Source organism: Salinibacterium sp. NG253, assembly GCF_015864945.1.
Taxonomy (GTDB): domain Bacteria; phylum Actinomycetota; class Actinomycetes; order Actinomycetales; family Microbacteriaceae; genus Rhodoglobus.
The window spans coordinates 398,588-421,883 of sequence record NZ_JADYWF010000001.1 but is presented as its reverse complement, the minus strand read 5'-3'; the positions used below and the strand labels follow the sequence as shown (position 1 = coordinate 421,883).

The window sequence follows — 23,296 nt, the reverse complement described above, 5'->3', positions numbered from 1 at the left end:
ATTGTGGGCGATTTCGACGGTTTTCTGGGGAAGGTTTCGTATGACAATCACGCGAGGGGCTGTTGCGCCCGATTTCGAGTTGCGCAATCAGCACGGGCAGACGGTCAGTTTGCAGGAGTTGCTTTCGCGGCGCGCGGTGCTCGTTGTCTTCATCCCTCTCGCATTTTCGCCGGTCTGTGCCGCTGAGGTCGCCCAGTTTAACGACTGGCATGACATCGCGGCCAGCGCGGGTGTCGAAGTTGTGGTGATTTCGGTTGACTCTGTGGCTACGCTGCGGGCGTGGTCGGATGACACGGGCTTCCGCCTCTCGCTGCTGTCGGATTTTTGGCCTCATGGCGCGGTCGCGAAGCAGTTCGGGGTATTTCTGGAGGACAAGGGATTTGCTCGTCGAGCCAGTTTTCTCATCGATCGCAATGGTGTTGTGCAGAGCGTTATCGAGTCGGCGTTGGGGGAAGCACGAGCGTTTTCTGACTACGAGCAGGCAATTGTGGCGCTCACTTCCGCCGCTGATTCATAGATTTTGTGGGTGTGTGTAACGGGCCGTCAAAAGCCGTGTAACATTATCGAGCGCTGCTTCGCATTGCGTCGCTGCGGGCCTTTAGCTCAGCTGGTAGAGCGCCACGTTTACACCGTGGATGTCATCGGTTCGATCCCGGTAGGGCCCACCGCAACAGAAAACCCCCGTCACTGACGGGGGTTTTCTTCGTTTTCCGGTCGTTTTCAGCGGTATGCTCCGTGCACGATTGACGTCGATACACTCGGGTCGACGTCGCCTTGCGAGGTGGGACATCATGTCGAATGAGTCACTGGATCCTGTGCTGGAAACGGCACGCAATCACGCCACCAGGTATCTCCACGGACTAGCCACCAGACATGTCGGAAGTCAGCACGGTCGCGACGAGATGATGGCGAACTTGCACACACCGCTTGCGGTGACGGGAGAGGACCCCTCGGCGGTCATCGATCTGCTGGCGAGTCAGGCTGATGTCGGCATGACGGCATGTAGCTCACCGCGGTACTTCGGCTTCGTGATCGGTGGCACGCAACCGGTCGCCCTCGCTGCAGACTGGCTCGTGTCGACCTGGGATCAGAATGCCGGCATCCATGTGATCTCACCGTTCTCGGCAGCGATAGAAGAAATTGCTGCCGAATGGATGCTGGAACTGCTCGATCTCCCGCGCGAATCCTCTGTCGGTTTTGTTACCGGCGGCCAAATGGCGAACTTCACGTGTCTTGCAGCGGCGCGACACAACGTGTTGAGGCGCGTCGGGTGGGATGTCGAACTCGACGGCGTTGCGGGGGCGCCGCACGTGAATCTGGTGGTGGGGGCAGGGGCTCACGTCACTATTGATGTTGCATTTCGTTATCTCGGGTACGGCACTCGCTCACTAAATGTCGTTGAATCTGATGGTCAGGGACGGATGCGTGCGGATCGTCTGCGCGATCTTGTGGCGACGCTCGACGGGCCGACGATCATTTGTGCCCAAGTCGGCAATGTCAATAGCGGGTGCTTCGACCCGGTGAGAGAAATTGCACAGATTGCTCGGGATGCCGGTGCGTGGCTGCACGTCGATGGAGCATTCGGTTTGTGGGCACGAGCGAGCGCAGAGCTCGCCCCGTTCGCGGATGGAATTGATCTCGCAGATTCTTGGTCGACGGATGCGCATAAGTGGTTGAACGTTCCCTATGACAGCGGGCTCGCGATTGTGAGGCATTCGGCGGATCATCGTGCCTCGATGACGTCGTCGGCTGAATACCTCATCCAAACTCACGGAGTTGAGCGGGATGCGATCGATTGGGTTCCTGAACTTTCGCGACGGGCGAGAGCGATTCCCATTTATGCGGCTCTGCGCACGCTCGGGCGCGACGGTATTGCCGATCTCGTTAATCGTGGCTGCGCACGAGCTCGGGAAATGGCTGCGTTGTTGGGGCAGGATGCCGGAGTGCGGATACTGAACGATGTTGTTCTGAACCAGGTGCTGGTGCGTTTCGCCAACGATGATGACATCACGCGGGCGGTGGTGGCGGGAGTTCAAAGAGAAGGAACCTGCTGGGTGAGCGGAACAACGTGGAACGACCACGCCGCGATGCGCGTATCGGTCACCAACTGGGCTACTTCAGCAGAAGACGTTTCGCGAAGCGCTTCCGCGATTCTTTCCCTCTTTCGCGGTCTGCACTGACGCTCGGTTCCGTGGCCATACGCTCGCACCATGTCGACAACTGCAGCCATCAGAGTCGGGCCGATTGCGTTCATCGGCGCGTCCACACTGGGGGAGAGGCGTAAACCGCAGTCTTCTGGATCGGCATATCCCTCATATTTGTTGCACTATCTGTTCTGAGTACGGCTCGGCATACCCGCAAAACATTGGTATCGCCTTAGGATTTATGCATGGCATTCCACGACGACGTTGACGACGCAAACGATGCGAACGACAAAACGTCTTCAGAGCATGAGTTCGAACTACCTTTTCCGAAGCCTGCGACCGGTAATTCTTCCGGTTCAGATTCGGCACCCGACACGACCGCTGACGGTCTTGTCGACCTGAGCGAAGCATCCACTGAGGGCATATTCAATCTGGATGCTGCGCTCAACGCAGACGCGTCCCTGCCGGTTGCGCCGCCCGTAGACCCTGTCACGCCGCCCACGCAGCCCGTAGGCGCGTCGGGTTTTGCGCCTATTGATCTCAACGAAGAGTTCCAGCGCTCCGACGTCGCAGACGCACTCGACCAAGGAATGCCCCCGTGGGCCATGGCGCCTGCTCCTGATCCAACGCAAGCCGTTTCGCAACTCGATGCGCCAAGCGGAAGTGAGGGAGAACAGCCCGCTTCACCGTCCGCTGCGTCTCACGACGACGACGATGACCCGTACCAAATTCCGGCCGATTACACGACACCCGATTTCTTTGCTTCGCGTATTTCGCGACGACGCACACCTGAGGAGATGGAAGCGCAGGCTGCGGCAGTAGACGCGGAGAACGACGCACTAGCCGCCGCTCTCGCAGCGGGCGAAGCTGCAGCTGCCGGTGAGCCCACGCCGATCGAGCCTTCAGCGGTCGAGGCGGAGGCCGTCGAGAACGAGATCGTGGCTTCTGCACCTGTTGATTTCGCGCCGGACGAGTCTGCGCCGGTTGAGCCTGCGCCGATCGAGTCTGCCCCGATCGAGCCTGCTCCCGTTGTTTCTGAGCCCGTCATGCCAGCGGCATCTGACTTTGATCACGATCTCGGTGCATTCGATCTCGGCGCAGTTGACGCTGAAGACGATTCCGAAGAATTCAGCTTCGAATCGCTTTTTGGTACTCAAGAACCAGAACCGCAAGCAACTAACGCAGCCGCGGACGACTCACCGATTGGAGACGCACCCTGGGCTGAAGTGTCCCCGGTTGCTGGTGACAGCTCTGACCCGATTTCAGCTGAATCGGATGCGCCCGCGAACCACATTTGGAAGCTCGGACCACTCGAACCCAACGTGCAGGGTTCTGCTCCTGAACCCACGCCCGTCGAACCGCAGGCTGCGGCAGAATCTCCGCTTCCGGTGGAGGACGTCATCGACGGTGCCCCGATGTGGAACCTCGATGGCCAGGATGCACCAGCAGTCGTAGACGCGCCGAGCCTCGGCAGCGACGGATTCCTTTCGCTCGATGACGTGCTCCCTGCCGCGACCAACGATTCGGACGTCGACAGCGACGACTCTGTCACTGATGTCGACGCCGACACCGACGACTCTGTCACTGATGTCGACGCCGACACCGACAGCGATGCTGGCACTGATGCTGCGGCATCCTTGGCGGCCGCACCTGTGGTTGCGGACCTACCTATCGGTCACGAAGCGGACACCACAGAAGCACCGGAGGCCGCAAGTGTGCCACCGGTCGAGAGCGTTGCTGCTTTTGATCTTGACGCAGCTTTCCGAGAGGCCGTCGTTGCTCCCGAGACTTCGGCTGAGCCTACGACGAGCGAGTTTCTTGCACCGCCCGCGCCCGAATCTGCGATCGAGCCCGACTACGCTGCGGCACCAGAACTGCCGGCAGAGTCGGAAACGACGAGCGAACCCGCTAGCGCGCTCGAATCTGAGCCCGTTGAGCCTGCTCAGCGAGTAGAGCCCGCCGAGTCCGCTCAGCCAGTAGAGCCCGCCGAGCCTTTTGCTCCGGTTGAGCTCAACGAGCCCGCTGCTCCAGTCGAGACCGCCGCAACGGTGTCCGAGCCAGTCGCCGAACAGCCTCTCGACGATTTCTTCCCCGCTCCGGCAGCAGACTCTGTTTTCGAGTCGCCTGCTCAGACCTTCTCCGACGAGGCAGCGACCGACGATTCTGCGGAACCCGCCGAATCAGCCGAACCCGCCGGTCCTGCCGAATCAGCGGTCGCGGAACCGCTCTTTGCTCACCGTGAATCGTTCATCGCGCCGTCAGAAGAGCTGGCAGCACCGGCCGAGTTCCCGGTACCAGCAGAGCAGCCTGCCCCGGTTTCGGATGAAGCCAAAGAGACATTCGACAACGTTGTTCCTGCGACTCCAGAGGTTCCTGCGACTGCAGAAGTTCCAGCGACTACAGGAGTTCCAGCGACTACAGAAGTTCCTGCTGCTCCTGAGCCGCTGGATGCCCCCATCATCTCCGAGGCGGTTGCTGACATCGCCGCCCCCGCGCCAGATCTCGCGGTGGAGCCGGTCGCTGAGTTCGCTCAGTCAGAAGAACCCACCACGCCAGAAGAATCTGCCACGCTAGAAGAACCTGCCGAAACAGTCGAGGCAAGCCCCGCTCCCGCAGCACCGTTCGTCTCGAGCTTCGCTCCGGAAGCGTCCTTCACACCGGTCGCGGAACCAGCTCCTGCGGTGGATGAGATCCCCGCGGCCCCAATCGCTCCTTTGGCGGATCAGGCGACAGTTTCCGAAGAACACCCTGCTGCCGAAGAACAGCCAGCGGCTGCAGAAACAGCGACAGAGGATGACGTTCCTACACCTCCCACCCGCCGTTCGATGGCTGACAAAGACATTCTTAACTGGGCTGATAGCCCCGAGAGTCAGTCAACGGGAACGCTGAGCGTCATTGAGGTTCTCGAAGCTCAGTTGCGTTTGCGTGAAGAAGAAGCTCGCGAATACCGCGAGTGGGAAACCACGTTCCGCTCTCGAGGTGGCCCTGTCGCCGATCAGGTTATCGAGCAGGTTCGGTCTGAATTTGCTGATGTCGTGAAGCGAGATGACGCTGCCGCCGCAGCGGATGCGACTCCCGCGCCAGTCGAGCCTCAGGCAGAGTCCGCAGATCAGGCGGTAGCTCAGCCCGAGCCTGAAACGCCCGAAACCGCGAGCGAGACACCGGATGCTCTCGCTGAGGCACCGGAAGATTCGACACCCGCATCAGCACCTGCTGCGGCCGCAGCACAATTGCCCGCATGGGATGTCCCGCCACCCAGCGAATCGTGGTCGCCCCCGGCTGACTTCGACGACGAAATTCCCTTCGCCGCTCACGCTGATCCGACCGAGTCACTCACCCTTCCCGTGGTGGAGGACGTCCCTGAGCAGCCTTCGGTTCCCGCTGCGCCGACCGCAGAATCATTCGCCGCTCCCGCAGTTGAGTCCGAAACACCCGCTGCTCCCGCCGCGCCTGAAGCGCACGTGGCACCAGAAGCACCTGCTGCTGAAGTACCGGCAGAACCTGACGTTGCAGCAGGACTTGCTGAGCCAGCGTCCGAGCCAGCACCTTCTGAGTTCGATGCCAACTCCGGCTTCCTTCGCTTGGGTGATAGTCCTGAGGTTCCCGAAGCCGCTGCCGAAGCCTCTGCAGTTCCGGATGCTCCCGCAGCTCCGGCCGTGCCTGAATCCTTCGCGGCGCCGACTGCTTTCGATATTCAGTCAGCACCCGAGTTCCCGGCTGATGAAGATGGTGACTACGACGAGGTCGAGTTTGCTCCGCCAGCCCTTGTAGAGCCGGATGTTGCGCCAAGCGTTCCACGTTCGAATTTGGATGAGCATGTCTCCTTCGGCGACTTCGGATTCGCCCCGCCGCCGGCAGAGGTCACCTCTGATGACACCAGCGCTGCTGATTCCGCGGCTTCGGCTGCCGAGCCGGCCGCCCCGGAAAACGACGCACCCTTCGCCTTCGATCTCCAAGCGGACGCTCCGAGCGCACCCGAAACGCCGTTGGCTGCGGCTGCAGCTGAGGAAGCGCCTGACCAGGGTGTCTCAGAAACACCTGCTGCGACCTCCGAGCCGGTTGTCGAATCTAGTCCTGACGACGCAGCCGCTGACGTTGCCGTCGAGGCAGCCCCAGCGGATGCTGCCGCAGCGTTCAGCTTTGCCTCGAGCGAAACACCCAAGTATGTTGCCCCCGAGCCCATCAGCTTTGACGATCTGCTGAAGACCGACGACATTGTCGACGCGGACATCGATTCCGACGCTGATGACGCGGATGTTGACCCGTTGCAGGCACTTCTTGCTAACGCAGCGCCGCCGCTGCACGGCGATCCACTCTCGGAGGTGCAGACCGGCTCGATGCCCGTCGCCCAGGCCGCATTCGAAGCTGGAGTAGAAGATTCAGAGTCGGATGAGGCTGTCGACGACAGCGACCGTCTGTCGTATCCGGCTGAGCTTTCCACTGCCGCACTCGGTGCTGATGTCAGTACTGCCTCCGCGGACGCTGCCGTTCTCGATAGTGATGACGACGATGACAGTGAAGACGATGTGATTCCCTTCGCCGCTGGCGCGACGGGCGCCGCGATTCTTGGCGGTGCTGCCATTGCTGGCGCTTCACTCGCGTCTCAGCCAGCGCCGACCGGCGCTCCGGCACCTCTCGCTGCACCTGTTGCATCCGAAACGAGCGCTGCTGCTGCTGCTCCTGTCGACTCGATGCCGCAGCCTGTTGCTCATTCGACCGCTGTGGTGGCTCAGCAGCCGCTCGGTCTAGATGAGGTTGCTCCCACCGCGCAGCGCGTGTTTAGCCTCGAAGAGAGCGGCCTTGAGCCGACTCCGGTAGACCGACGCATCGGTCATGCTGCACGTCTCTTCTGGCTCTGGTTTGCTGCAAACTCGTCCATTGTGAGCCTCGGTCTTGGTGCTGCAGTGTTCGCCGTGGGGATGAGCCTTCGCCAGTCGATCGTCGCCATTCTCGCCGGTGTCGCGCTCTCGTTCATTCCTTTGGGCCTCACGACTCTTGCCGGCAAGCGCAGTGGTCAGCCAACAATGGTGGTCTCGCGGTCAACGTTTGGTGTCCTCGGCAACATTGCGCCCTCGGTCGTCGCTCTCGTGGCTCGACTCTTCTGGGGCGCAGTACTGTTGTGGGTATTAGCTTCGTCGGTCGCAATTGTGCTGGTCGGCTCTGACCTCAATGGTGGTCTCGGTGACCGGCAACTGCTTCTCATCGCCCTGGCATTGTCCTTCCTTATTGCACTCGTGATTGCGTTCGCTGGTTACCCGCTGTTTGCGCGCATCCAGTTGATTCTGAGCATCATTTCGGGAGTGCTGATTGTCGGCCTCATTGGTTTCACTGCTCAGTACATCGACGTGTCGCAGGCGCTCACGACTCCTGATGGTTCGTGGTTGCTGACAGTAACCGGTGCCGTGCTTGTCTTCAGCTTCCTCGGTTTGGTTTGGGCCTACAGCGGTGCCGACATTGCTCGCTACCAGCGTCCGTCGTCGAGCGGTCCCGCGTCGATGCTGTCTGCAACGTTCGGTGCGGCGCTTCCCGCCTTCGTGCTGATCGCATACGGTGCACTTCTTGCCGCATCCGACCCGGCGATTGCTCGCGGGTTCCTCGCTTCTCCGCTCGACACGCTGCTGCTTTTGCTGCCGAGCTGGTACCCCATTCCGCTGCTGTTGGCTGCCGCACTGAGCCTGCTTTCGGGTATCACGCTGAGCCTCTACTCCGGTGGGTTCGCGCTTCAGGCGATTGGGGTGCGCGTGCCGCGCCAATGGTCGATCGTGATCGTTGGAGTCGTGCTGGGTGCTCTTGGCATCCTGTTCGCGTTCGGTGTTGATGGTGGCATCAATGAACTATTCCGGGATGTCGCAACCACGCTCGCTGTACCTACCGCTGCGTGGGCAGGTATCTTCGCCTCCGAGACGATGATTCGCACTCGCAAGCTCGACAGCGCTGGGCTCCTTGCCCGCGGTGGCGTCTATGCCGATGTTCGTTGGGTCAACCTCGGTGCTTACATCGTTATCTCGGTGATCGGCTTTGCTCTGACGAGTGCGACGATCAGCTGGCTTTCGTGGCAGGGTTACGGCTTCACAGCACTCGGCATTGATCTGAGTTCTGACCTTGCCGGAACCGACCTCGGTGTGCTCGTCGCGCTTGGCCTCGGAATTCTGACGCCGCTGGTGGCAGGTATTCCCGCGATTCGTCGTCAAGAGGCCGAGCAGCCTGAGCGCGCACCGCGTCCCGCCTAGACTGAACGCGTGTCTACTACTGTCGCTCATGTCCTTGCCGCGGCCGAACGGCTCTGGCCCGCATCCGGTGCCGAGTCCTGGGATGCCGTGGGGTTAGTCGCAGGAGACCTCGACGCCCCGGTGTCCACGGTTTCTCTCGCCGTAGATGCCGTGATGGACACCGTTGACGAGGCGATCGATGGCGGCGCGGACATGCTCATCACGCACCATCCGTTGCTCTTGCGCGGGGTTACCTCGATCGCCAGCGACCGCTACAAAGGAGCGGTGTTGACCAAGCTTGTGCGTGCTGAGTGCGCTCTCTTGGCCGCACACACGAACGCGGATGTCGTAGAAAACGGAACGTCGGGTCGCTTCGCCACCAAGCTCGGCTTGTCGTCGATCGCCCCCATCGTTGCCGGTCAGACTCCGGATCGCGGCATTGGCCGCACGGGGCAACTGCCGGAGCCGATGACGCTCGGTCGTCTTGCTCGCCTCATCGCAGAAATTCTCCCGCCTACCGCTACCGGCGTGCGTGTTGCTGGCGATTTTGATCAACTGGTTCAGTCGGTGGCATTGTGCGGGGGAGCGGGTGACGCATACTTGAACGAGCCTGCCGTGTTGGCTTCGGATGTCTACATCACGAGTGATCTGCGGCATCATCCGGCGTCTGAAGCTCGTGAGAATGCTCGGCTCCTGAATGGCCCGGCGTTGATCGATGTCTCGCATTGGGCGAGTGAATGGTTGTGGCTCGACGCTGCAGCCGAAGAGTTGCGGGCACTGCTACCAGACGTAACGATTACGGTGAGCGAACTGCGCACCGACCCTTGGGATTTTGCGGTTGTGCAGTAAGCACACCGGTATACAGAGAGAAACATGACTATGGCATTGACCGCTAGCCCCGCTGACCAAGCGCTGCTCCTCGACCTGCAGGCCTTTGACACGAAGATTGCCCAGTTGGAGTACCGTGCGAAGAAGCTTCCTGAGCACGAAAAACTTACCGAACTGAAGCAGCACCGCGACAAGCTTCAGCTGACGATGCTCGAAGAGCGTGGGATCAAAGAAGATATTGAGCTCGAGATGAGCCGTATTGAGTCGGATGTCACAGTGGTAGAAGCTCGCATTGCTCGGGACACTTCGCGACTGGACGCTAGTTCGTCGGCGAAGGATGTCGCTGCGCTCGAGCAGGAACTTACCGCGCTGCGCACCCGGTTGAGCAACCTCGAAGACATTGAGCTCGCGGTTATGGAGAAGCTCGAAGCTCAGCAGAAGGTCGTCGACAACCTTGCGGAACAGGCCGACAATCTTCGGACTCAGGCTGCTGAGCTCGAGGCCAGCCGCGATGAGGCTCTTGTTGTGATCGAGACGGAGCTGGGCGCGACCCGCACCGGTCGTACCGCGTTGCAGGCCACCATCCCCGACGATCTTTTGGCGCTCTACGAACGCCAGCGTGAGCGTTATGGTGTCGGCGCTTCGTTGCTGCGTGGCGGAGTCTCGCTGGCATCCGGTGTCAAGCTGCTCGAGAACGAAATGCAAGAGATCCGGGCCGCAGCGCCCGACGCCGTAATCATGTGTGCCAGCAGCGAGGGCATTCTCGTGCGCACGAACGAGTCGGGACTCTAAGCCCTTTCTGAAGGCTAAGCTTGAGGTCGAATGGGTCGGCAAGACGGTCGCGTTATCCATAAAGGGTACCGAGGAACGTCCGGGCTCCACAGAGCAGGATGGTGGGTAACACCCACCCGGGGCAACCCGCGAGAACAGTGCAACAGAAAGCAGACCGCCACGGGCTTCGGCCTGGGGTAAGGGTGAAACGGTGGTGTAAGAGACCACCAGCGGCCGGGGTGACTCGGTCGGCTAGGTAAACCTCGTCCGGAGCAAGATCAGACAGAAGACGCTAAGGCTGCTCGCCGAGTCTTCGGGTAGATCGCTAGAGGTGTGCGGCAACGTACATCGTAGATAGATGACCGTCCAGCATGGGATTTCGATTTCGTGTGAACAGAACCCGGCGTACTAGCCGGCCCATTCCTCAGTCTTAGGTTTCGCTCCACGAGCGGCGCTCGGCTCACACTGGTGTTCCTAGAGCAGCAGCTCTAGACGACTCCCGACGTGCCCAACAGGGTACCGATGAGGAACGTTGTGGCGAGCGCGAGCGCTCCGCCGATCACAATTCGCAGCGTTGGGCGCACCCAGCTGTTGCCGCCGACACGGGCCGACAGTGCTCCGGTGATCACCAAGGCGGTCAAGACGGCGATGAAGGTCGCGAGGACGCGGACGGGTTCTGGCGCGAGCAAGATGGCGGCGAGGGGCAACACTCCACCGATCGTGAACGCTAGGGCGGATGCGCCTGCCGCTTCCCACGGGCTCACGACGGCGTGCTCGGTAATACCGAGTTCTGCTTCAAGGTGGGCTGCGAGAACGTCGTGTTCGGTGAGTTCCTCGGCTACACGTTGGGCTGTTTCCGCACTGATACCTTTGGCGTGGTAGATAGCCGCAAGCTCGGCGAGTTCCTCTTCTGGCATCTCGGCAAGTTCGCGACGCTCTTTCTCAATGAGCGCCCGCTGGCTATCGCTCTGGCTGCTCACAGAGACGTATTCTCCTAGCGCCATCGAGATAGCACCGCCGACGAGTCCGGCGACTCCGGCGGTGATCAGGGGAGCGATAGCGGATGTTGCTCCCGCCACACCGACGACGATGGCGGCAACCGAGACGATGCCGTCATTCGCGCCAAGAACCCCGGCACGGAGCCAGTTCAGTCGTCCGGCAATATCACCGGAGTGCGGTTCGTTCGTATGAAAGCTCATTGCTATTCCTTCACCGCGAGTGCTGCAGCGCCGAGGATGCCAGCGTTGTTGCGTAGTTTGGCCGGCACGATAGGGGTTTTTAGCTTGAGCAGCGGCAAAAACTTCTCGTAGCTCTTTGAAACACCGCCACCGACCAGAAAGAGGTCGGGCGAGAAGAGCAGTTCAAGGTGCGTGTAATAGCGCTGGAGGCGCTTTGCCCAGGCTTTCCAACTGAGGCGCTGCCGTTCCTTTGCCGAGAAAGAGGCACCCTTCTCCGCATCCCGCCGCCCGATGGTGAGATGACCAAGCTCAGAGTTTGGCACGAGGGTTCCGTTGTAAATGAGCGCGCTGCCTATGCCCGTGCCGAGCGTGGTCAGCAGAATTAGACCGGAAACGCCTTTCGCGGCACCGTAGCGCACTTCAGCAACGCCTGCAGCATCCGCATCATTGACGAAATGGATGTCGCGGCCGAGAGCCTTCTCGAAGAGAGTCTCAGCCTCCAGGCCGATCCACTCTTTGGAGATGTTTGCGGCGGACATCGTCTTACCGTTTCGAACGATTGCGGGAAAACATACGCCTACTGGCATGGATTCCGGAATTCCGCCGAGCTTCTCGATGAGTTCGATGACGACCTTGACGATTGCGTCAGGCTTGCCCGATTTGGGCGTCGCGATCTTCATGCGTTCGCTCACCAGCTTGCCGGTGTCCGTGTCGACGATGGCGCCCTTGATGCCAGTGCCACCGATGTCGATTCCTAGAGCCTGAGTCATGCTGTCCTCTTTCGCGTGGTTAGGGAGCGTCAGGGTATTACGGGAGGGTCAAAATTTCGGTGCCACGTTCGGTGACAACCATGGTGTGTTCGAACTGAGCGGTCAGGCTCTTGTCGCGGGTAGTGACGGTCCAGTCGTCAGCCCACAAATCCCAATCGTGGGAGCCGAGCGTGAGCATGGGTTCGATCGTGAAGACCATGCCTACCTCGATGACATCATCGAACTGTGGCGCAGAGTCGTAGTGGGGGATGATCAGACCGGTGTGGAAGGCACGGCCTACGCCGTGCCCGGTGAAGTCGCGAACCACGCCGTACCCAAACCGCTTCGCATAGGACTCAATGGCTCGCCCAATAACGTTGACTTGGCGGCCGGGGGCAACGGCCTTGATTCCCCGGTTGAGGGCTTCCTGGGTGCGCTCAACCAGATTGCGGGCCTCTTCCGACACGTTGCCGACAAGGAAAGTCTTGTTGAGGTCGCCATGCATACCGTCTTTGTAGGCGGTGATATCAATGTTGATGATGTCGCCGTCGTTGAGCACGGTGTCATCAGGAATGCCGTGGCAAATTACTTCGTTGATGCTCGTGCAACACGACTTGGGGAAGCCCCGGTAGCCGAGGGTCGAGGGGTACGCGCCGCGGGAAACCATGTACTCGTGAGCAATCTGATCCAGTTGCGCGGTGGTGACGCCCGGTGCGATCGCCGCACCAACCGCTTCGACGGCGCCAGCCGCAATCTTTCCTGCCGCGCGGATGCGGTCGACTTCTTCGGCGGTGTAGACATCCGAACCTGTGAAGGTGCGCGGCGCCTTCTTGCCCACGTATTCGGGGCGGGTTATTGCCGAGGGAACGGCAAGTTGAGGTGGGATTACTCCCGGAACGAGGTGACCAGAGTTATTCCGAGGCATTTCAGCAGTCTAACGGCGTAGCCTTGCTCACGACGAAGGGACGAACCGCATGGAGCAATGGTGGTACAACCACAAGACCGGCGAAGTCGAAGAAGGACCGCAGTCGCTAGCCGTAGATCGCGATGGCCCATTCGATACTCGGGCTCAAGCAGAACACGCCCCGCAAATTATCGCGGAGCGCGCACGCAAGTGGGCAAGCGAAGATTCTGAAGACTAGACGCTCGGAGCATTCCGGGGCCGTTCCCGGCGGAGGAGACTTCTAGTAGGAGTGCTCCTCTGTCGGGTACGTGCCCGCAGCGACATCGGCGCGGTACTCGTCGACAGCGCCCGCGAGCGTTGCGCGCAAATCGGCGTACTGCTTAACGAACTTCGGGATGCGTCCTTTGGTAAGGCCCGCCCAGTCAGTCCAGACCAGAAGCTGCCCATCAACGTGTGGGCCTGCGCCAACGCCGATCGTCGGAATCGACAGTGCTTCAGTGATCTTGGCGGCGGCATCCGCGGGCACCATCTCGAGCACGACAGCAAAGGCGCCGGCCTCTTGAACGGCGAGAGCGTCGGCGAGCAGTTGCTCAAAGCCTTCTCCGCGACCTTGAATGACGTGGCCACCGAGGCCGTGCTCGCTCTGGGGAGTGAACCCGATGTGAGCCATCAGGGGGATACCGGCGTCCACGATGCGTCGGATCTGTTCGGCACTGCGCACACCGCCTTCAAGTTTCACGGCGTGTGCCCCGGTCTCCTTCATGAAGCGGAACGCGGTGTGTAATGCCTCCTCGGAACCTGTTTCGTAGGATCCGAAGGGCATATCAGCCACGACAAAGGCTCGCGTGACAGCGCCGGCAACGGCGCGCGTCAGGGGGATCAGATCATCGATGCTCACCGGCAGGGTGGTGTCGTAGCCATAGACATTGTTGCCAGCGGAGTCGCCAACCAGTAGGAAGTCGATGCCTGACTCGTCGAAGATTCCCGCAGTCAGTTGGTCATAACTGGTGAGCCCAACAATCTTGATTCCGTTCTCTTTCGCCGTCTGAAAATGGCGAGTGCGAACTCGTTTGAGCTTGGCTTGGGCTTCAGCGGCGGCAGAGTCAGTCATGTCCGCCAGTCTAATGACACCGACGCAGGGTTCAATTGGGCTACTGCGGCGGCGAGTGCGCTGCAGAGACCCTAAGGAACAAGTACCCTTAGAGCGGCAGAATCGATGTCGCACTCTCGCGGCAAAGCACGGATCGAGGAACATTAATGTCAATGGACAAGCAGCGCGATTTCGTTCTTCGCACAATTGAAGAACGTGGCATCAAATTTGTTCGACTCTGGTTCACAGATGTTGTGGGAACGCTCAAGAGCGTTGCCGTTGCTCCTGCGGAGATCGAAGGTGCATTCGCTGAGGGCCTTGGCTTCGACGGTTCCGCCATTGAGGGATTCACACGTGCGTACGAAGCAGACATGCTCGCGCACCCAGACCCCACCACTTTTCAGATTCTGCCGTGGCGTGGAGAGATCGATCCCACTGCCCGCATGTTCTGCGACATCACTACGCCGGACGGCCAGCCCGCAGCATCCGACCCTCGCAATGTGCTCAAGCGCACCCTCGAGAAGGCGGCCGAGCGCGGCTTCACGTTCTACACTCACCCTGAGATCGAGTTCTACCTTCTCAAGTCGAGCAAGCTCAAGAATGGCAGCCCGCAGCCAGTTGATTCCGCTGGCTTCTTTGACAACGTTCCTGGCGGCACGGCGCACGACTTCCGTCGCCGTTCGGTGCGGATGCTCGAAGACCTCGGTATCTCGGTGGAGTTCAGCCACCACGAGTCCGGCCCTGGCCAGAACGAGATTGACCTTCGCTACGCCGACGCCCTCACCACGGCGGACAACATCATGACGTTCCGCACCGTGATCAAAGAGGTCGCCATCGAGCAGGGTGTTTACGCGACATTCATGCCGAAGCCGATGTCTGGCCAGCCCGGTTCGGGAATGCACACCCATATGTCGCTTTTCGAAGGCGACCAGAATGCGTTTTACGATGCGAGCGGTCACTACCAGCTGTCTAAGGTCGGCCGCCAGTTCATGGCTGGCGTTCTCAAGCACGCCCCCGAGATCACGGCAGTGACGAACCAGTTCGTGAACTCCTACAAGCGCCTCTGGGGCGGCGACGAAGCGCCCAGTTTCGTTACCTGGGGCCACAACAACCGTTCGGCACTCGTGCGCGTTCCGTTGTACAAGCCGGGCAAGGGGCAGAGCGCACGTATCGAATATCGTGCTCTCGACTCGGCGGCGAACCCCTACTTGGCATACTCTCTCTTGCTCGCTGCGGGGCTCAAGGGCATCGAGGAAGGCTATGAGCTCCCGCTCGAAGCCGAAGATGCTGTCGGTGACCTCTCGGAGCACGAACGCCGTGCGCTTGGCTACGAGCAGCTTCCGTCGAACCTCAACCACGCGCTGAGCATCATGGAAAACTCCGAGCTCGTTGCGGAGACGCTCGGCGAGCAGGTATTCAACTTCGTGCTGCTGAACAAGCGTCGCGAGTGGAAGGCCTACCGAGCACAGGTCACCCCTTACGAACTGGAGAGCAGCCTAGAGATCCTCTAGACCCTCCGTCACCATGTCGACGTCGCCATACACTCTCACCGAACTCGCCAAACTGGGCTTCTTGGAACTCAGCGAGGCCCGAGAGCGTCTTCTCGCGCTCGACCGCACCGAAGTGCCTGCAGCGCTATTTTCGCGCGCCGCGGACCCCGATCAAGCCCTCCGGTTCGTCGTGGAGCTCTCTGAGGGGTCCCCGCAGCAGCTCAGCCCGGTGTTGGCTAATGACGAGGCGGCCGTGCGACTGGTGCGGGTGCTTGGCGCGTCTTCGGGGCTTGGCGACTTCTTTGTACGGCACCCGCAAGAACTCGACGCGATGTGTTCACCCATCGCGCAGCCCTACTCGCCCGAGGAATACGTTGAGCTCCTCACCGAAGTCACCAACGATCTCGAGGGCGAAGACGCCTGGGTTGCTTTGCGGGTGCGCTACCGCCGAGAGCTCGCGAAACTGACTGCGTGGGATCTTGCGCAAGAAGATCCGCTTGCAGCCGTCGACCGCGTGGCGATGGCGTTGGCTGATTTGGCGGGTGCCGCTCTTGAAGCATCACTCTCCGTCGCTCGCCGCTCCGTGAATTTCCCGGAGGCCGATATCGCCGCCACCCGAATTGCCATCATTGGCATGGGTAAGGCCGGCGCGCGAGAACTGAACTATGTGTCGGATGTTGACGTCATCTTCGTCACGGAACCCGACGGCATAAGTGCCGACCGTGCCGTCACGATCGCTACGCCTCTGGCGGTACAAACCATCCGCGGCATCCAAGACCTCACGGTTGAACCAGCGCTGTGGGAAGTTGACACCAACCTTCGCCCCGAAGGCAAAGACGGTGCTCTTGTGCGCACGCTCGAGTCACATCTGGCGTATTACGACCGTTGGGCAGAGAGCTGGGAGTTTCAAGCTCTCTTGAAGGCGCGACCGCTTGCGGGAGACCGTGAACTGGGTGGCCGCTACATTGAGGGCGTTGCCCCGCTGGTCTGGTCGAGCGCGTCCCGCGAAAACTTTGTGGCATCGGTGCAGAGGATGCGCGAGCGCGTCACCGAAAACATTCCGCCGCAGGAACGAGACGTGCAACTCAAGCTTGGCCCTGGTGGGCTTCGCGATATTGAATTCACTGTGCAATTGCTGCAACTTGTTCATGGGCAAAGCGACGAAGGCGTGCGTCAAACCTCGAGTCTCCGCGCTCTCATCGCGCTTGCCGAGCACGGCTACATCGGCCGAACAGAAGCCGGCGAGTTCGCGCGAGACTATCGTTTTCTCCGGCTGCTGGAGCACCGCATCCAATTGTCCCGGCTGCGCCGCACTCACCTCATGCCGCGCGATCCAGATGAACTTCGTGTACTGGCGCGTGCGACCGGTATCGCCACGAGTGCGAAAGACCTCACCGAACAGTGGCAGCGCACCAAGATTGCGGTCCGCAGACTGCATGAGCGCCTCTTCTACCGACCGTTGCTCTCGGCTGTGGCCGCACTGCCCGAGGAAGGGCTCGCGCTCTCTAGCGAGCAAGCAGTGGCTCGACTGGCCGCCATTGGCTTCCTCGACCCCAAGGGGGCGCTAGCGCACATTGCGGCGCTCACCGGGGGAGTCTCGCGCCGGGCCACCATCCAGAAAGCTCTGCTTCCCGTGATGCTGCAGTGGTTCTCAGACGGTGCCGATCCTGACTACGGGCTTCTCGCGTTCCGCCGGCTCAGCGAAGCTCTCGGCGAGGCGTACTGGTTCTTGCGAATGCTTCGTGATTCGTCCGGGGCCGCAGAGCGACTGACTCATGTGCTCTCGGCATCCAAATATGTGGGCGGGCTTTTCGAGCGGATTCCTGAAGCCGCTGCGTGGCTGGAACACGACAAAGAGCTCAAGCCGCGTTCTCTTGCGGTGTTGCAAGACGAAGCCCGGGCCATTGTGGCGAGGCATAAAGGGCACGAGGATGCCGCGGCCAAGGCGTTGCGCACAGCACGTCGCCGTGAGATCTTACGTTTGGCCATCGGCTCAATCGTGGGGATGACCACGATTCAAGAGCTGGGCCGCGGACTCAGCGATGTCACAACGATGATGCTCGAAGGAGCGTTGGCAATTCTCCGTCCAGAACCTGACGGAATAGAGTTCGGGATTATCGCCATGGGCCGCTACGGGGGAGCCGAAGCAGGTTTCGGCTCCGACACTGATGTCATGTACGTCTACCGAGCGACGGACGGTACTAACGAAGAAGCTGCCAAACGAGCCGACAAGCTCGCCAAGGGGCTCACTCGCATCACTGAGGACGTAAAGCTTCCGCTCGACCTTGATCTCGACCTCCGCCCCGAGGGCAAGAATGGCGCCATCGTGCGATCCCTCGATTCGTATGCGGCCTACTACGCCCGCTGGTCGCTCACGTGGGAAGCCCAGGCGCTCTTGCGTGCCCGTGGCGTCGCCGGCGACGCAGCATTGCTCACTGATTTCGAAGCACTCGCCAACCGCGTGCGCTACCCCTCCGTGATTTCGCCGCAGGACGTGCGTGAGGTCAAGAGGATTAAGGCGCGCGTGGAGTCTGAGCGTCTTCCTCAGGCCGCCGATCCGTCCCGCCACCTCAAACTAGGCCGGGGTTCGCTCAGTGACGTCGAATGGTTCGTGCAGCTCTTGCAACTCCAGCACGGTGCCACAGTCGAGGGACTGCGCACGACCTCGACTCTCGATGCTTTGGATGCCGCTGTCGCTGAGAAGCTCGTGACAGCCTCTGACGCGGCTCGCCTCCGTGAAGCGTGGGTTCTCGCTTCCCGCGCACGGTCGGCAATCACGCTGTGGACCTCGAAGACCTCGGATGTCTTACCCACGGATCGACTTCAACTCGAAGGCGTCGCCCGCATGCTCGAATATCCGCCGGGCTCAGCGAGCAAGCTCGAAGAGGACTATCTGCGTGCCACACGTCGTGCTCGACGCGTCTTCGAACGCCGCTTTTATGGGGTCGCCAATGTGCCGCGGTCGTAACGCCTGAGGCATATCCGCGCTGTTCCGGCCAGAGGCACGGGCTGCCCTGAAACCACTGCGAATGTTACGGGCGCGTTAAACCTGTAACCACTTATGGTGCCAATGAGCGTCCCCCGGTGGTCGAAAAACCGTGTACCCCATCGTGGGGCGGCGGGGGCATGCATCGTCGGGAAACGTCACCTCGAGCGCTAGAGGCAGACGACCTATTCTACCCTCGTTGGGGATGCCGCACCGTCTCGAAAAGTGATTCTGACGTGCACTTTCCCAAAGTCAGACGAACTCCGCGCTGGGTCCGTTCGCACTGTGAGCCGAGCAGTTCGCTTCCGCGTGGTGGGGTACAAAATTTGGCGCAAAATGCGACAGCGTAAGTGCCGACACGCTCGTCGAACTCCGGACCCCAGTGAGACCACCTCGAGCCGTAATGCGACGAAATGCACGTATTGCGGTGGGCAAATCCATCGGGCAATAATCAAGCAACTCACCGCTGAGAAGCATCCTCAGCGTGGCGGATGATCACCTTTCCAATCACAATGTCGGGGGCATCCGTGTTCATATTCATTCTGCAACTTCGCCACATGATCGAGGGTCACCCCGAGATCTACATGTTCGCAATCTACTCATCGCTCATCTGGGCGCTGTGGTTGCTCAAAGTCGTGTTGTCGTCGCGCTACCGTCCGTATACGGGCACGTTCACCGGAACGACGAGCGTAGTGGTGCCCGTGCTCGATGAGCCGGAGGATCTCTTTCGGGATGTCCTCGCTCGCATGGTCGAACAGCAACCGTCGGAGATTATCGTCGTCATCAACGGTGCGCCGAACCCCACGCTGGAACGCATCAGTGAAGAGTTCGCTCCGTTGGTGCGCTGGGTGCACACGCCAATTCCCGGTAAGCGCAACGCAGTGATGATCGGTACGGAGCTGTCGACAGGCGACATCACCGTTCTTGTCGATTCCGACACCGTGTGGACCGAAAACACTCTCTCGGAGCTGGTGCGGCCCTTCGCTGATGCGAAGGTCGGTGGCGTCACGACACGACAGCGCATTCTGGAACCAGAGCGAAGCTGGATCACTCGCTGGGCTGACTGGCTGGAGAACTCGCGCGCTCTCTACTCGATGCCCGCTCAAAGCGTGCTCGGGCAGGTCGGCTGCTTGCCAGGGCGCACCATTGCCTTCCGTCGCTCGATCATGACGCGGGTTATGGATCGCTTCATGAACGAACGTTTCATGGGCGTGTTTCTTGAAGTCAGCGACGATCGCACTCTCACCAACCTCGCTCTTCAAGAGGGCCACCGCACGGTGTACCAGCACACCTCACTCGTCTACACGGATGCGCCGCTTGAGGTCAAGAAGCTCTACAAGCAGCAACTGCGCTGGGCTCGAGGCAGCCAGTACAACACGCTTCGCATGCTGCCGTGGATGCTGGGGCACGCTCCCGTGCTGGCCGTCTTCTTTCTGATGGACATCATCCTTCCGTTCCTTTTGGCCGGAGTTATCGCCGGTTGGATCTATCGAGCCATTAGCGGTCAGGGGTACAACTTCTACGAAGGGTTCCTCTCGGAGTATGGCGTGCAAAGTGGAGTGCTTCTCGTGCTCGCGCTCATGGTGGTGTCTTCGGTACTGAGCATGGCGATCCGACAGATTCGGCATCTCTCCGAAAAGCCGATGGACTTCTTCCGGTTACCGGCCTTCATCATCGTGTCGACAGCTTTCCTGATGCCTATCCGACTCATCGGCTTCTTCAGAATGGGCCACGCCAGCGGCTGGGGCACCCGGGCTGGGGCCTATGCGGGAGGCAGTTCCAACGATCTCATCGTCGGACAGCTCGACCAAGATAGTGCGACGATCGCTGACCTGGACTTCGAACCAAGCACATCTACTGGAGCTGTTGCCGTGCTGGAAGCACCTCCGAGGCGGTCAACGCGAGCAGCTACAGCTCCGACGCCGCAGCGACGTCGGCTCAACCCCAAGGCCGCCTGGCCTTACGTGATCGGTTTTTCAATTTTTGCAGTAGAGGCGGTTTCCATTGTTTTCTTCTCGTAGTTCCCATGTTCGAAACGGTGCAGCAGCGTGGTGGGCGGTCAGCAGCAGCCGAACCCGCTGGACGGGCGTCGGCAGTGCCGCGCTCGTGCTTACGCTCGGCGCTACAAGCGCATTTGTCTGGATTTCACCCAGCAGCACGGTGAACCAAACGCTCACCACCGCGGCTAAGACAGTACTCGAAGCCGATAGCTTGGCTGAGGAGCGTGCTGAGTGGGAGGCAGAAAAAGAGAATCTGCTCTCGGAGATAGACGAGCTTGAGTCGTCGATTGATATCGCGAAAGACAATCTCAAAGAAACGAACGCGCAATCAGCAGCGATTCAACAAGAACTGTGGTCTGTCGAAGGCACTTTGAAGGCTCTCCAGGCCAGCCGAGCTGAAAGCTCGACTGTTGCTGCACCCTCTCCGGCGAGTAAGCCGAACACCTCGTCCGGCCCCACGGTGATCACCGCTCCATCGAAGGCAGAAATTGTTAATCCCGCCTCGACGTATTTCGGTCTCTATACCGAGCAGGCACCGTTTAACTGGGCAACCTATGACTCGACCGCGACCAAATTGGGCAGCAACCCGAACGTGGTCGGCTACTTCGGCGGCTGGGATGAGGACTTCCGAGCCAATGCGGTTACGCGTTCGTGGGAGAAGGAAACACTTCCGATTCTTACCTGGGAGTCACGACCAATCGGTTCTGGCAACGATCAGGTAGAAGAGCCTGACTACACGTTGCCGGCTATCATCGGCGATCCTGAAACGGGCACGCCGGGAACCTTCGATGACTACTTGCATCAGTACGCGAAGGACATCGTGGCGACAGGACTACCTCTTGGCATCCGACTGGACCACGAGATGAACGGTGTCTGGTATCCATGGTCCGAGACAGATGGCCAAGGCAATTCGATTAACGAGAACCGCGTTGGTGACTTCGTCACGATGTGGCAGCACGTTCACGAAATCTTCGCCGAGGAGGGGGCCAACGATCTCGTGATCTGGATCTGGGCACCCAACATCATCAACAACCTTCCGGCGACCCATCAATCGTCGGGCTTCCTCGACGGACTGTATCCGGGCGACGAATACGTGGACTGGGTGGGACTGTCGGGGTACCTTCGCCCCGCGTACAAGCCGGAGAACGATTTCACCTTCAGCTACACGTTTGACGCAAGTTTGAACGAGTTGCGCCGGATCACCAACAAGCCAATCTTCCTGACGGAAATTGGAGCATCCGAGACTGGTGGCCACAAAGCCGACTGGGTGACCAGTCTCTTCGAATCGCTGGCGAAGCCAGAGAACGACGACATCATCGGGATCTCGTGGTTCAACCTAGCGGTGACCACCTATGTCGAGGGTGAGCGCTCGACCAATGACTGGCGCATCGACTCTCGCACAGATTCTCTAGCCGCCTTCATCGAGGGCTTGGCACGACCCGACAGCGATTTCACCCTCACCGCACGCTGAACCGATGAATAAGGAGCACAACATGAACAGCACAGCACCTTCAACCCAGAACACCATCGGTCAGTATGGAGACGCAGAACGTCCCCGACTGAGCGTCGTCGGCACCGGATACCTTGGTGCAACTCACGCCGCAGCTATGGCAGAAATGGGGTTCGATGTTATCGGCGTCGACACCGATCCGGCCAAAGTAAAACAGCTCAGCGAAGGAAAGGTTCCCTTCTTCGAACCAGGACTCCCGGAGCTCATCCGCACCCACGTTGCGAGCGGGCGATTGCGATTCACAACCGACCTTGCTGAAGCGACCGCGAATTCCGACATCCACTTCATCTGTGTCGGTACGCCCCAGCAGCGGGGGAGTAACGCCGCAAACCTCGATTACGTGGAGGAAGCTACGCGACAGGTCGCCCGCTATCTGACCCATGACGGTCTGATTGTCGGCAAGTCGACCGTGCCGGTAGGCACCGGAGCTCGCTTGCGATCCATCATCGCCGATTCTGCCCCAGCAGAGGTGAACGTCGAGTTGGTGTGGAACCCCGAGTTCCTGCGAGAGGGCAAGGCAGTCGAAGATACGCTGCGCCCCGATCGGATTGTTCTTGGCGGAGTATCACCGCGTTCTGAAACAGCGATGCGTGCGGTCTACGCCATTCCCATCGAGACGGGAACCCCGGTGATCGTGTGCGATCTGCCGACCGCGGAGCTTGTCAAAGTAAGCGCGAATGCCTTCCTGGCGACAAAGATCTCCTTCATCAACGCGATCGCCGAAGTATGTGACGCCTCGGGCGCTGATGTAGCAGTCCTGGCTGACGCACTCGGTCACGACGTGCGCATTGGGCGGCAGTTCCTCAACGCAGGGCTGGGGTTCGGGGGCGGATGCCTTCCTAAGGACATCCGGGCGCTCATCCACCGTTCGAGTGAGCTCGGTGCTACCAAAGCTGCGGCATTACTGCAGCAGGTCGATGAGATCAACATGTCCCAACGCTTGCAAGTCATCGGTCTCGCGATCGATGCCTGTGGTGGTTCGGTTCTCAACCGCAGAATCGGCATCCTTGGCGCGGCCTTCAAGCCGTTGACTGACGATGTGCGGGATTCTCCAGCGCTCAACGTTGCGGCCGCGCTGCATCTCAGGGGAGCTCAGGTCGTCGTCTACGACCCCGAAGCATCCGAAACGGCTCAGCGGATGTTCCCCACGCTCACCTATGTCGACTCGGTCGACGAGGCTGCCGCGGGCTCGGACGCCCTCTTGGTCTTGACGGAGTGGGATGAATTCAAGGCCAGCGACCCTGTGGCGCTAGGGCAGATTGTCGGCAGCCGCGTCATGATCGATGCCCGCAATTGCCTCCATGCAGCAACGTGGCGTGCTGCTGGTTGGGCGTTCAGCGGGCTAGGGGCGTCGTCGTCGAGTGCTCCTGTAATCGATGGCACTGGACTGGACTTGACTCGTCGCACGCCCCAGCTCGTGAGTGCCTACTGACTCGG

The 23,296-nt window shown here is 60.3% G+C and carries 15 protein-coding genes, 1 tRNA gene and 1 other RNA gene; 13 read left to right on the top strand and 4 right to left on the bottom strand.

The genetic code is table 11. The features are described from left to right. Positions 1–40: 40 nt before the first annotated feature. The 7 genes from I6E52_RS02025 (at position 41) to rnpB (ending at position 10,376) form a co-directional block, all read left to right on the top strand. The gene (locus I6E52_RS02025; protein ID WP_197154501.1) at positions 41–517 is read left to right on the top strand and encodes a peroxiredoxin; all 477 of its coding nucleotides are present in this window, start codon (positions 41–43) and stop codon (positions 515–517) included. Positions 518–592: 75 nt separating this feature from the next. Further along, a tRNA-Val gene (locus tag I6E52_RS02020) sits at positions 593–665 on the top strand. A gap of 126 nt (positions 666–791) precedes the next feature. Further along, the gene (locus I6E52_RS02015; RefSeq protein WP_197154500.1) at positions 792–2,180 is read left to right on the top strand and encodes a pyridoxal-dependent decarboxylase; all 1,389 of its coding nucleotides are present in this window, start codon (positions 792–794) and stop codon (positions 2,178–2,180) included. A gap of 209 nt (positions 2,181–2,389) precedes the next feature. Continuing rightward, positions 2,390–8,374: a cytosine permease gene (locus I6E52_RS02010; RefSeq protein ID WP_197154498.1), complete on the top strand. Its 5,985-nt coding sequence runs from the start codon at positions 2,390–2,392 to the stop codon at positions 8,372–8,374. Positions 8,375–8,383: 9 nt separating this feature from the next. Continuing rightward, a complete protein-coding gene (locus I6E52_RS02005; RefSeq protein WP_197154496.1) occupies positions 8,384–9,202 on the top strand; it encodes a Nif3-like dinuclear metal center hexameric protein in 819 nt (272 codons plus the stop codon). A gap of 24 nt (positions 9,203–9,226) precedes the next feature. Continuing rightward, positions 9,227–9,973, top strand: a complete 747-nt coding sequence (locus tag I6E52_RS02000) for a zinc ribbon domain-containing protein (RefSeq protein ID WP_231601734.1) — start codon at positions 9,227–9,229, stop codon at positions 9,971–9,973. A 31-nt stretch (positions 9,974–10,004) separates the two neighbouring features. Next, positions 10,005–10,376: RNase P RNA component class A (gene rnpB / locus I6E52_RS01995), an RNA gene on the top strand. A gap of 64 nt (positions 10,377–10,440) precedes the next feature. Here the strand turns inward: rnpB and I6E52_RS01990 are convergent. Genes I6E52_RS01990 through map form a run of 3 tightly spaced genes read right to left on the bottom strand, consistent with a single transcriptional unit; the run spans position 10,441 to position 12,804 of the window. Further along, a complete protein-coding gene (locus I6E52_RS01990; RefSeq protein ID WP_197154494.1) occupies positions 10,441–11,151 on the bottom strand; it encodes a VIT family protein in 711 nt (236 codons plus the stop codon). Between the two features lie 2 nt (positions 11,152–11,153). Then, positions 11,154–11,900 carry a polyphosphate--glucose phosphotransferase gene (ppgK, locus tag I6E52_RS01985; RefSeq protein ID WP_197154492.1) on the bottom strand — a complete coding sequence of 249 codons (747 nt, stop codon included), beginning with the start codon at positions 11,898–11,900 and terminating at the stop codon, positions 11,154–11,156. Positions 11,901–11,937: 37 nt separating this feature from the next. Then, positions 11,938–12,804 carry a type I methionyl aminopeptidase gene (map, locus tag I6E52_RS01980; RefSeq protein ID WP_197154489.1) on the bottom strand — a complete coding sequence of 289 codons (867 nt, stop codon included), beginning with the start codon at positions 12,802–12,804 and terminating at the stop codon, positions 11,938–11,940. A gap of 49 nt (positions 12,805–12,853) precedes the next feature. Here map and I6E52_RS01975 point away from each other — a divergent pair, with 49 nt between their 5' ends. Beyond that, entirely contained in the window at positions 12,854–13,021 is a 168-nt protein-coding gene (locus tag I6E52_RS01975; protein WP_197105765.1) for a methionine aminopeptidase, read from the top strand. 42 nt (positions 13,022–13,063) lie between these two features. Here I6E52_RS01975 and panB read toward each other — a convergent pair whose 3' ends face one another. Next, positions 13,064–13,894, bottom strand: coding sequence for a 3-methyl-2-oxobutanoate hydroxymethyltransferase (panB, locus tag I6E52_RS01970; RefSeq protein ID WP_197109873.1), 831 nt, complete (start codon positions 13,892–13,894; stop codon positions 13,064–13,066). A 152-nt stretch (positions 13,895–14,046) separates the two neighbouring features. Here panB and I6E52_RS01965 point away from each other — a divergent pair, with 152 nt between their 5' ends. From I6E52_RS01965 to I6E52_RS01945, 5 genes are all read left to right on the top strand, one after another. After that, on the top strand, positions 14,047–15,384 hold the full coding sequence (locus I6E52_RS01965; RefSeq protein ID WP_197125243.1) for a glutamine synthetase family protein: 1,338 nt from the start codon (positions 14,047–14,049) through the stop codon (positions 15,382–15,384). 13 nt (positions 15,385–15,397) lie between these two features. Then, complete coding sequence (locus tag I6E52_RS01960; protein ID WP_197154487.1) at positions 15,398–18,331, top strand: bifunctional [glutamine synthetase] adenylyltransferase/[glutamine synthetase]-adenylyl-L-tyrosine phosphorylase; 2,934 nt, start codon at positions 15,398–15,400, stop codon at positions 18,329–18,331. 545 nt (positions 18,332–18,876) lie between these two features. Beyond that, complete coding sequence (locus I6E52_RS01955) at positions 18,877–20,370, top strand: glycosyltransferase family 2 protein (RefSeq protein WP_197156873.1); 1,494 nt, start codon at positions 18,877–18,879, stop codon at positions 20,368–20,370. Then, a complete protein-coding gene (locus I6E52_RS01950; RefSeq protein ID WP_197154484.1) occupies positions 20,354–21,820 on the top strand; it encodes a glycoside hydrolase family 26 protein in 1,467 nt (488 codons plus the stop codon). The genes I6E52_RS01955 and I6E52_RS01950 overlap by 17 nt, the downstream gene beginning before the upstream one ends. 22 nt (positions 21,821–21,842) lie before the next feature. Next, complete coding sequence (locus tag I6E52_RS01945) at positions 21,843–23,291, top strand: UDP-glucose/GDP-mannose dehydrogenase family protein (RefSeq protein ID WP_197154482.1); 1,449 nt, start codon at positions 21,843–21,845, stop codon at positions 23,289–23,291. Positions 23,292–23,296: the final 5 nt, after the last annotated feature.

Coding starts and splice junctions, on each gene's coding strand:
- I6E52_RS02025 (WP_197154501.1), top strand. CDS start 41: ATGACAATCACGCGAGGGGCTGTTGCGCCCGATTTCGAGTTGCGCAAT.
- I6E52_RS02015 (WP_197154500.1), top strand. CDS start 792: ATGTCGAATGAGTCACTGGATCCTGTGCTGGAAACGGCACGCAATCAC.
- I6E52_RS02010 (WP_197154498.1), top strand. CDS start 2,390: ATGGCATTCCACGACGACGTTGACGACGCAAACGATGCGAACGACAAA.
- I6E52_RS02000 (WP_231601734.1), top strand. CDS start 9,227: ATGACTATGGCATTGACCGCTAGCCCCGCTGACCAAGCGCTGCTCCTC.
- I6E52_RS01990 (WP_197154494.1), bottom strand. CDS start 11,151: ATGAGCTTTCATACGAACGAACCGCACTCCGGTGATATTGCCGGACGA.
- ppgK (WP_197154492.1), bottom strand. CDS start 11,900: ATGACTCAGGCTCTAGGAATCGACATCGGTGGCACTGGCATCAAGGGC.
- map (WP_197154489.1), bottom strand. CDS start 12,804: ATGCCTCGGAATAACTCTGGTCACCTCGTTCCGGGAGTAATCCCACCT.
- I6E52_RS01975 (WP_197105765.1), top strand. CDS start 12,854: ATGGAGCAATGGTGGTACAACCACAAGACCGGCGAAGTCGAAGAAGGA.
- panB (WP_197109873.1), bottom strand. CDS start 13,894: ATGACTGACTCTGCCGCCGCTGAAGCCCAAGCCAAGCTCAAACGAGTT.
- I6E52_RS01965 (WP_197125243.1), top strand. CDS start 14,047: ATGGACAAGCAGCGCGATTTCGTTCTTCGCACAATTGAAGAACGTGGC.
- I6E52_RS01960 (WP_197154487.1), top strand. CDS start 15,398: ATGTCGACGTCGCCATACACTCTCACCGAACTCGCCAAACTGGGCTTC.
- I6E52_RS01945 (WP_197154482.1), top strand. CDS start 21,843: ATGAACAGCACAGCACCTTCAACCCAGAACACCATCGGTCAGTATGGA.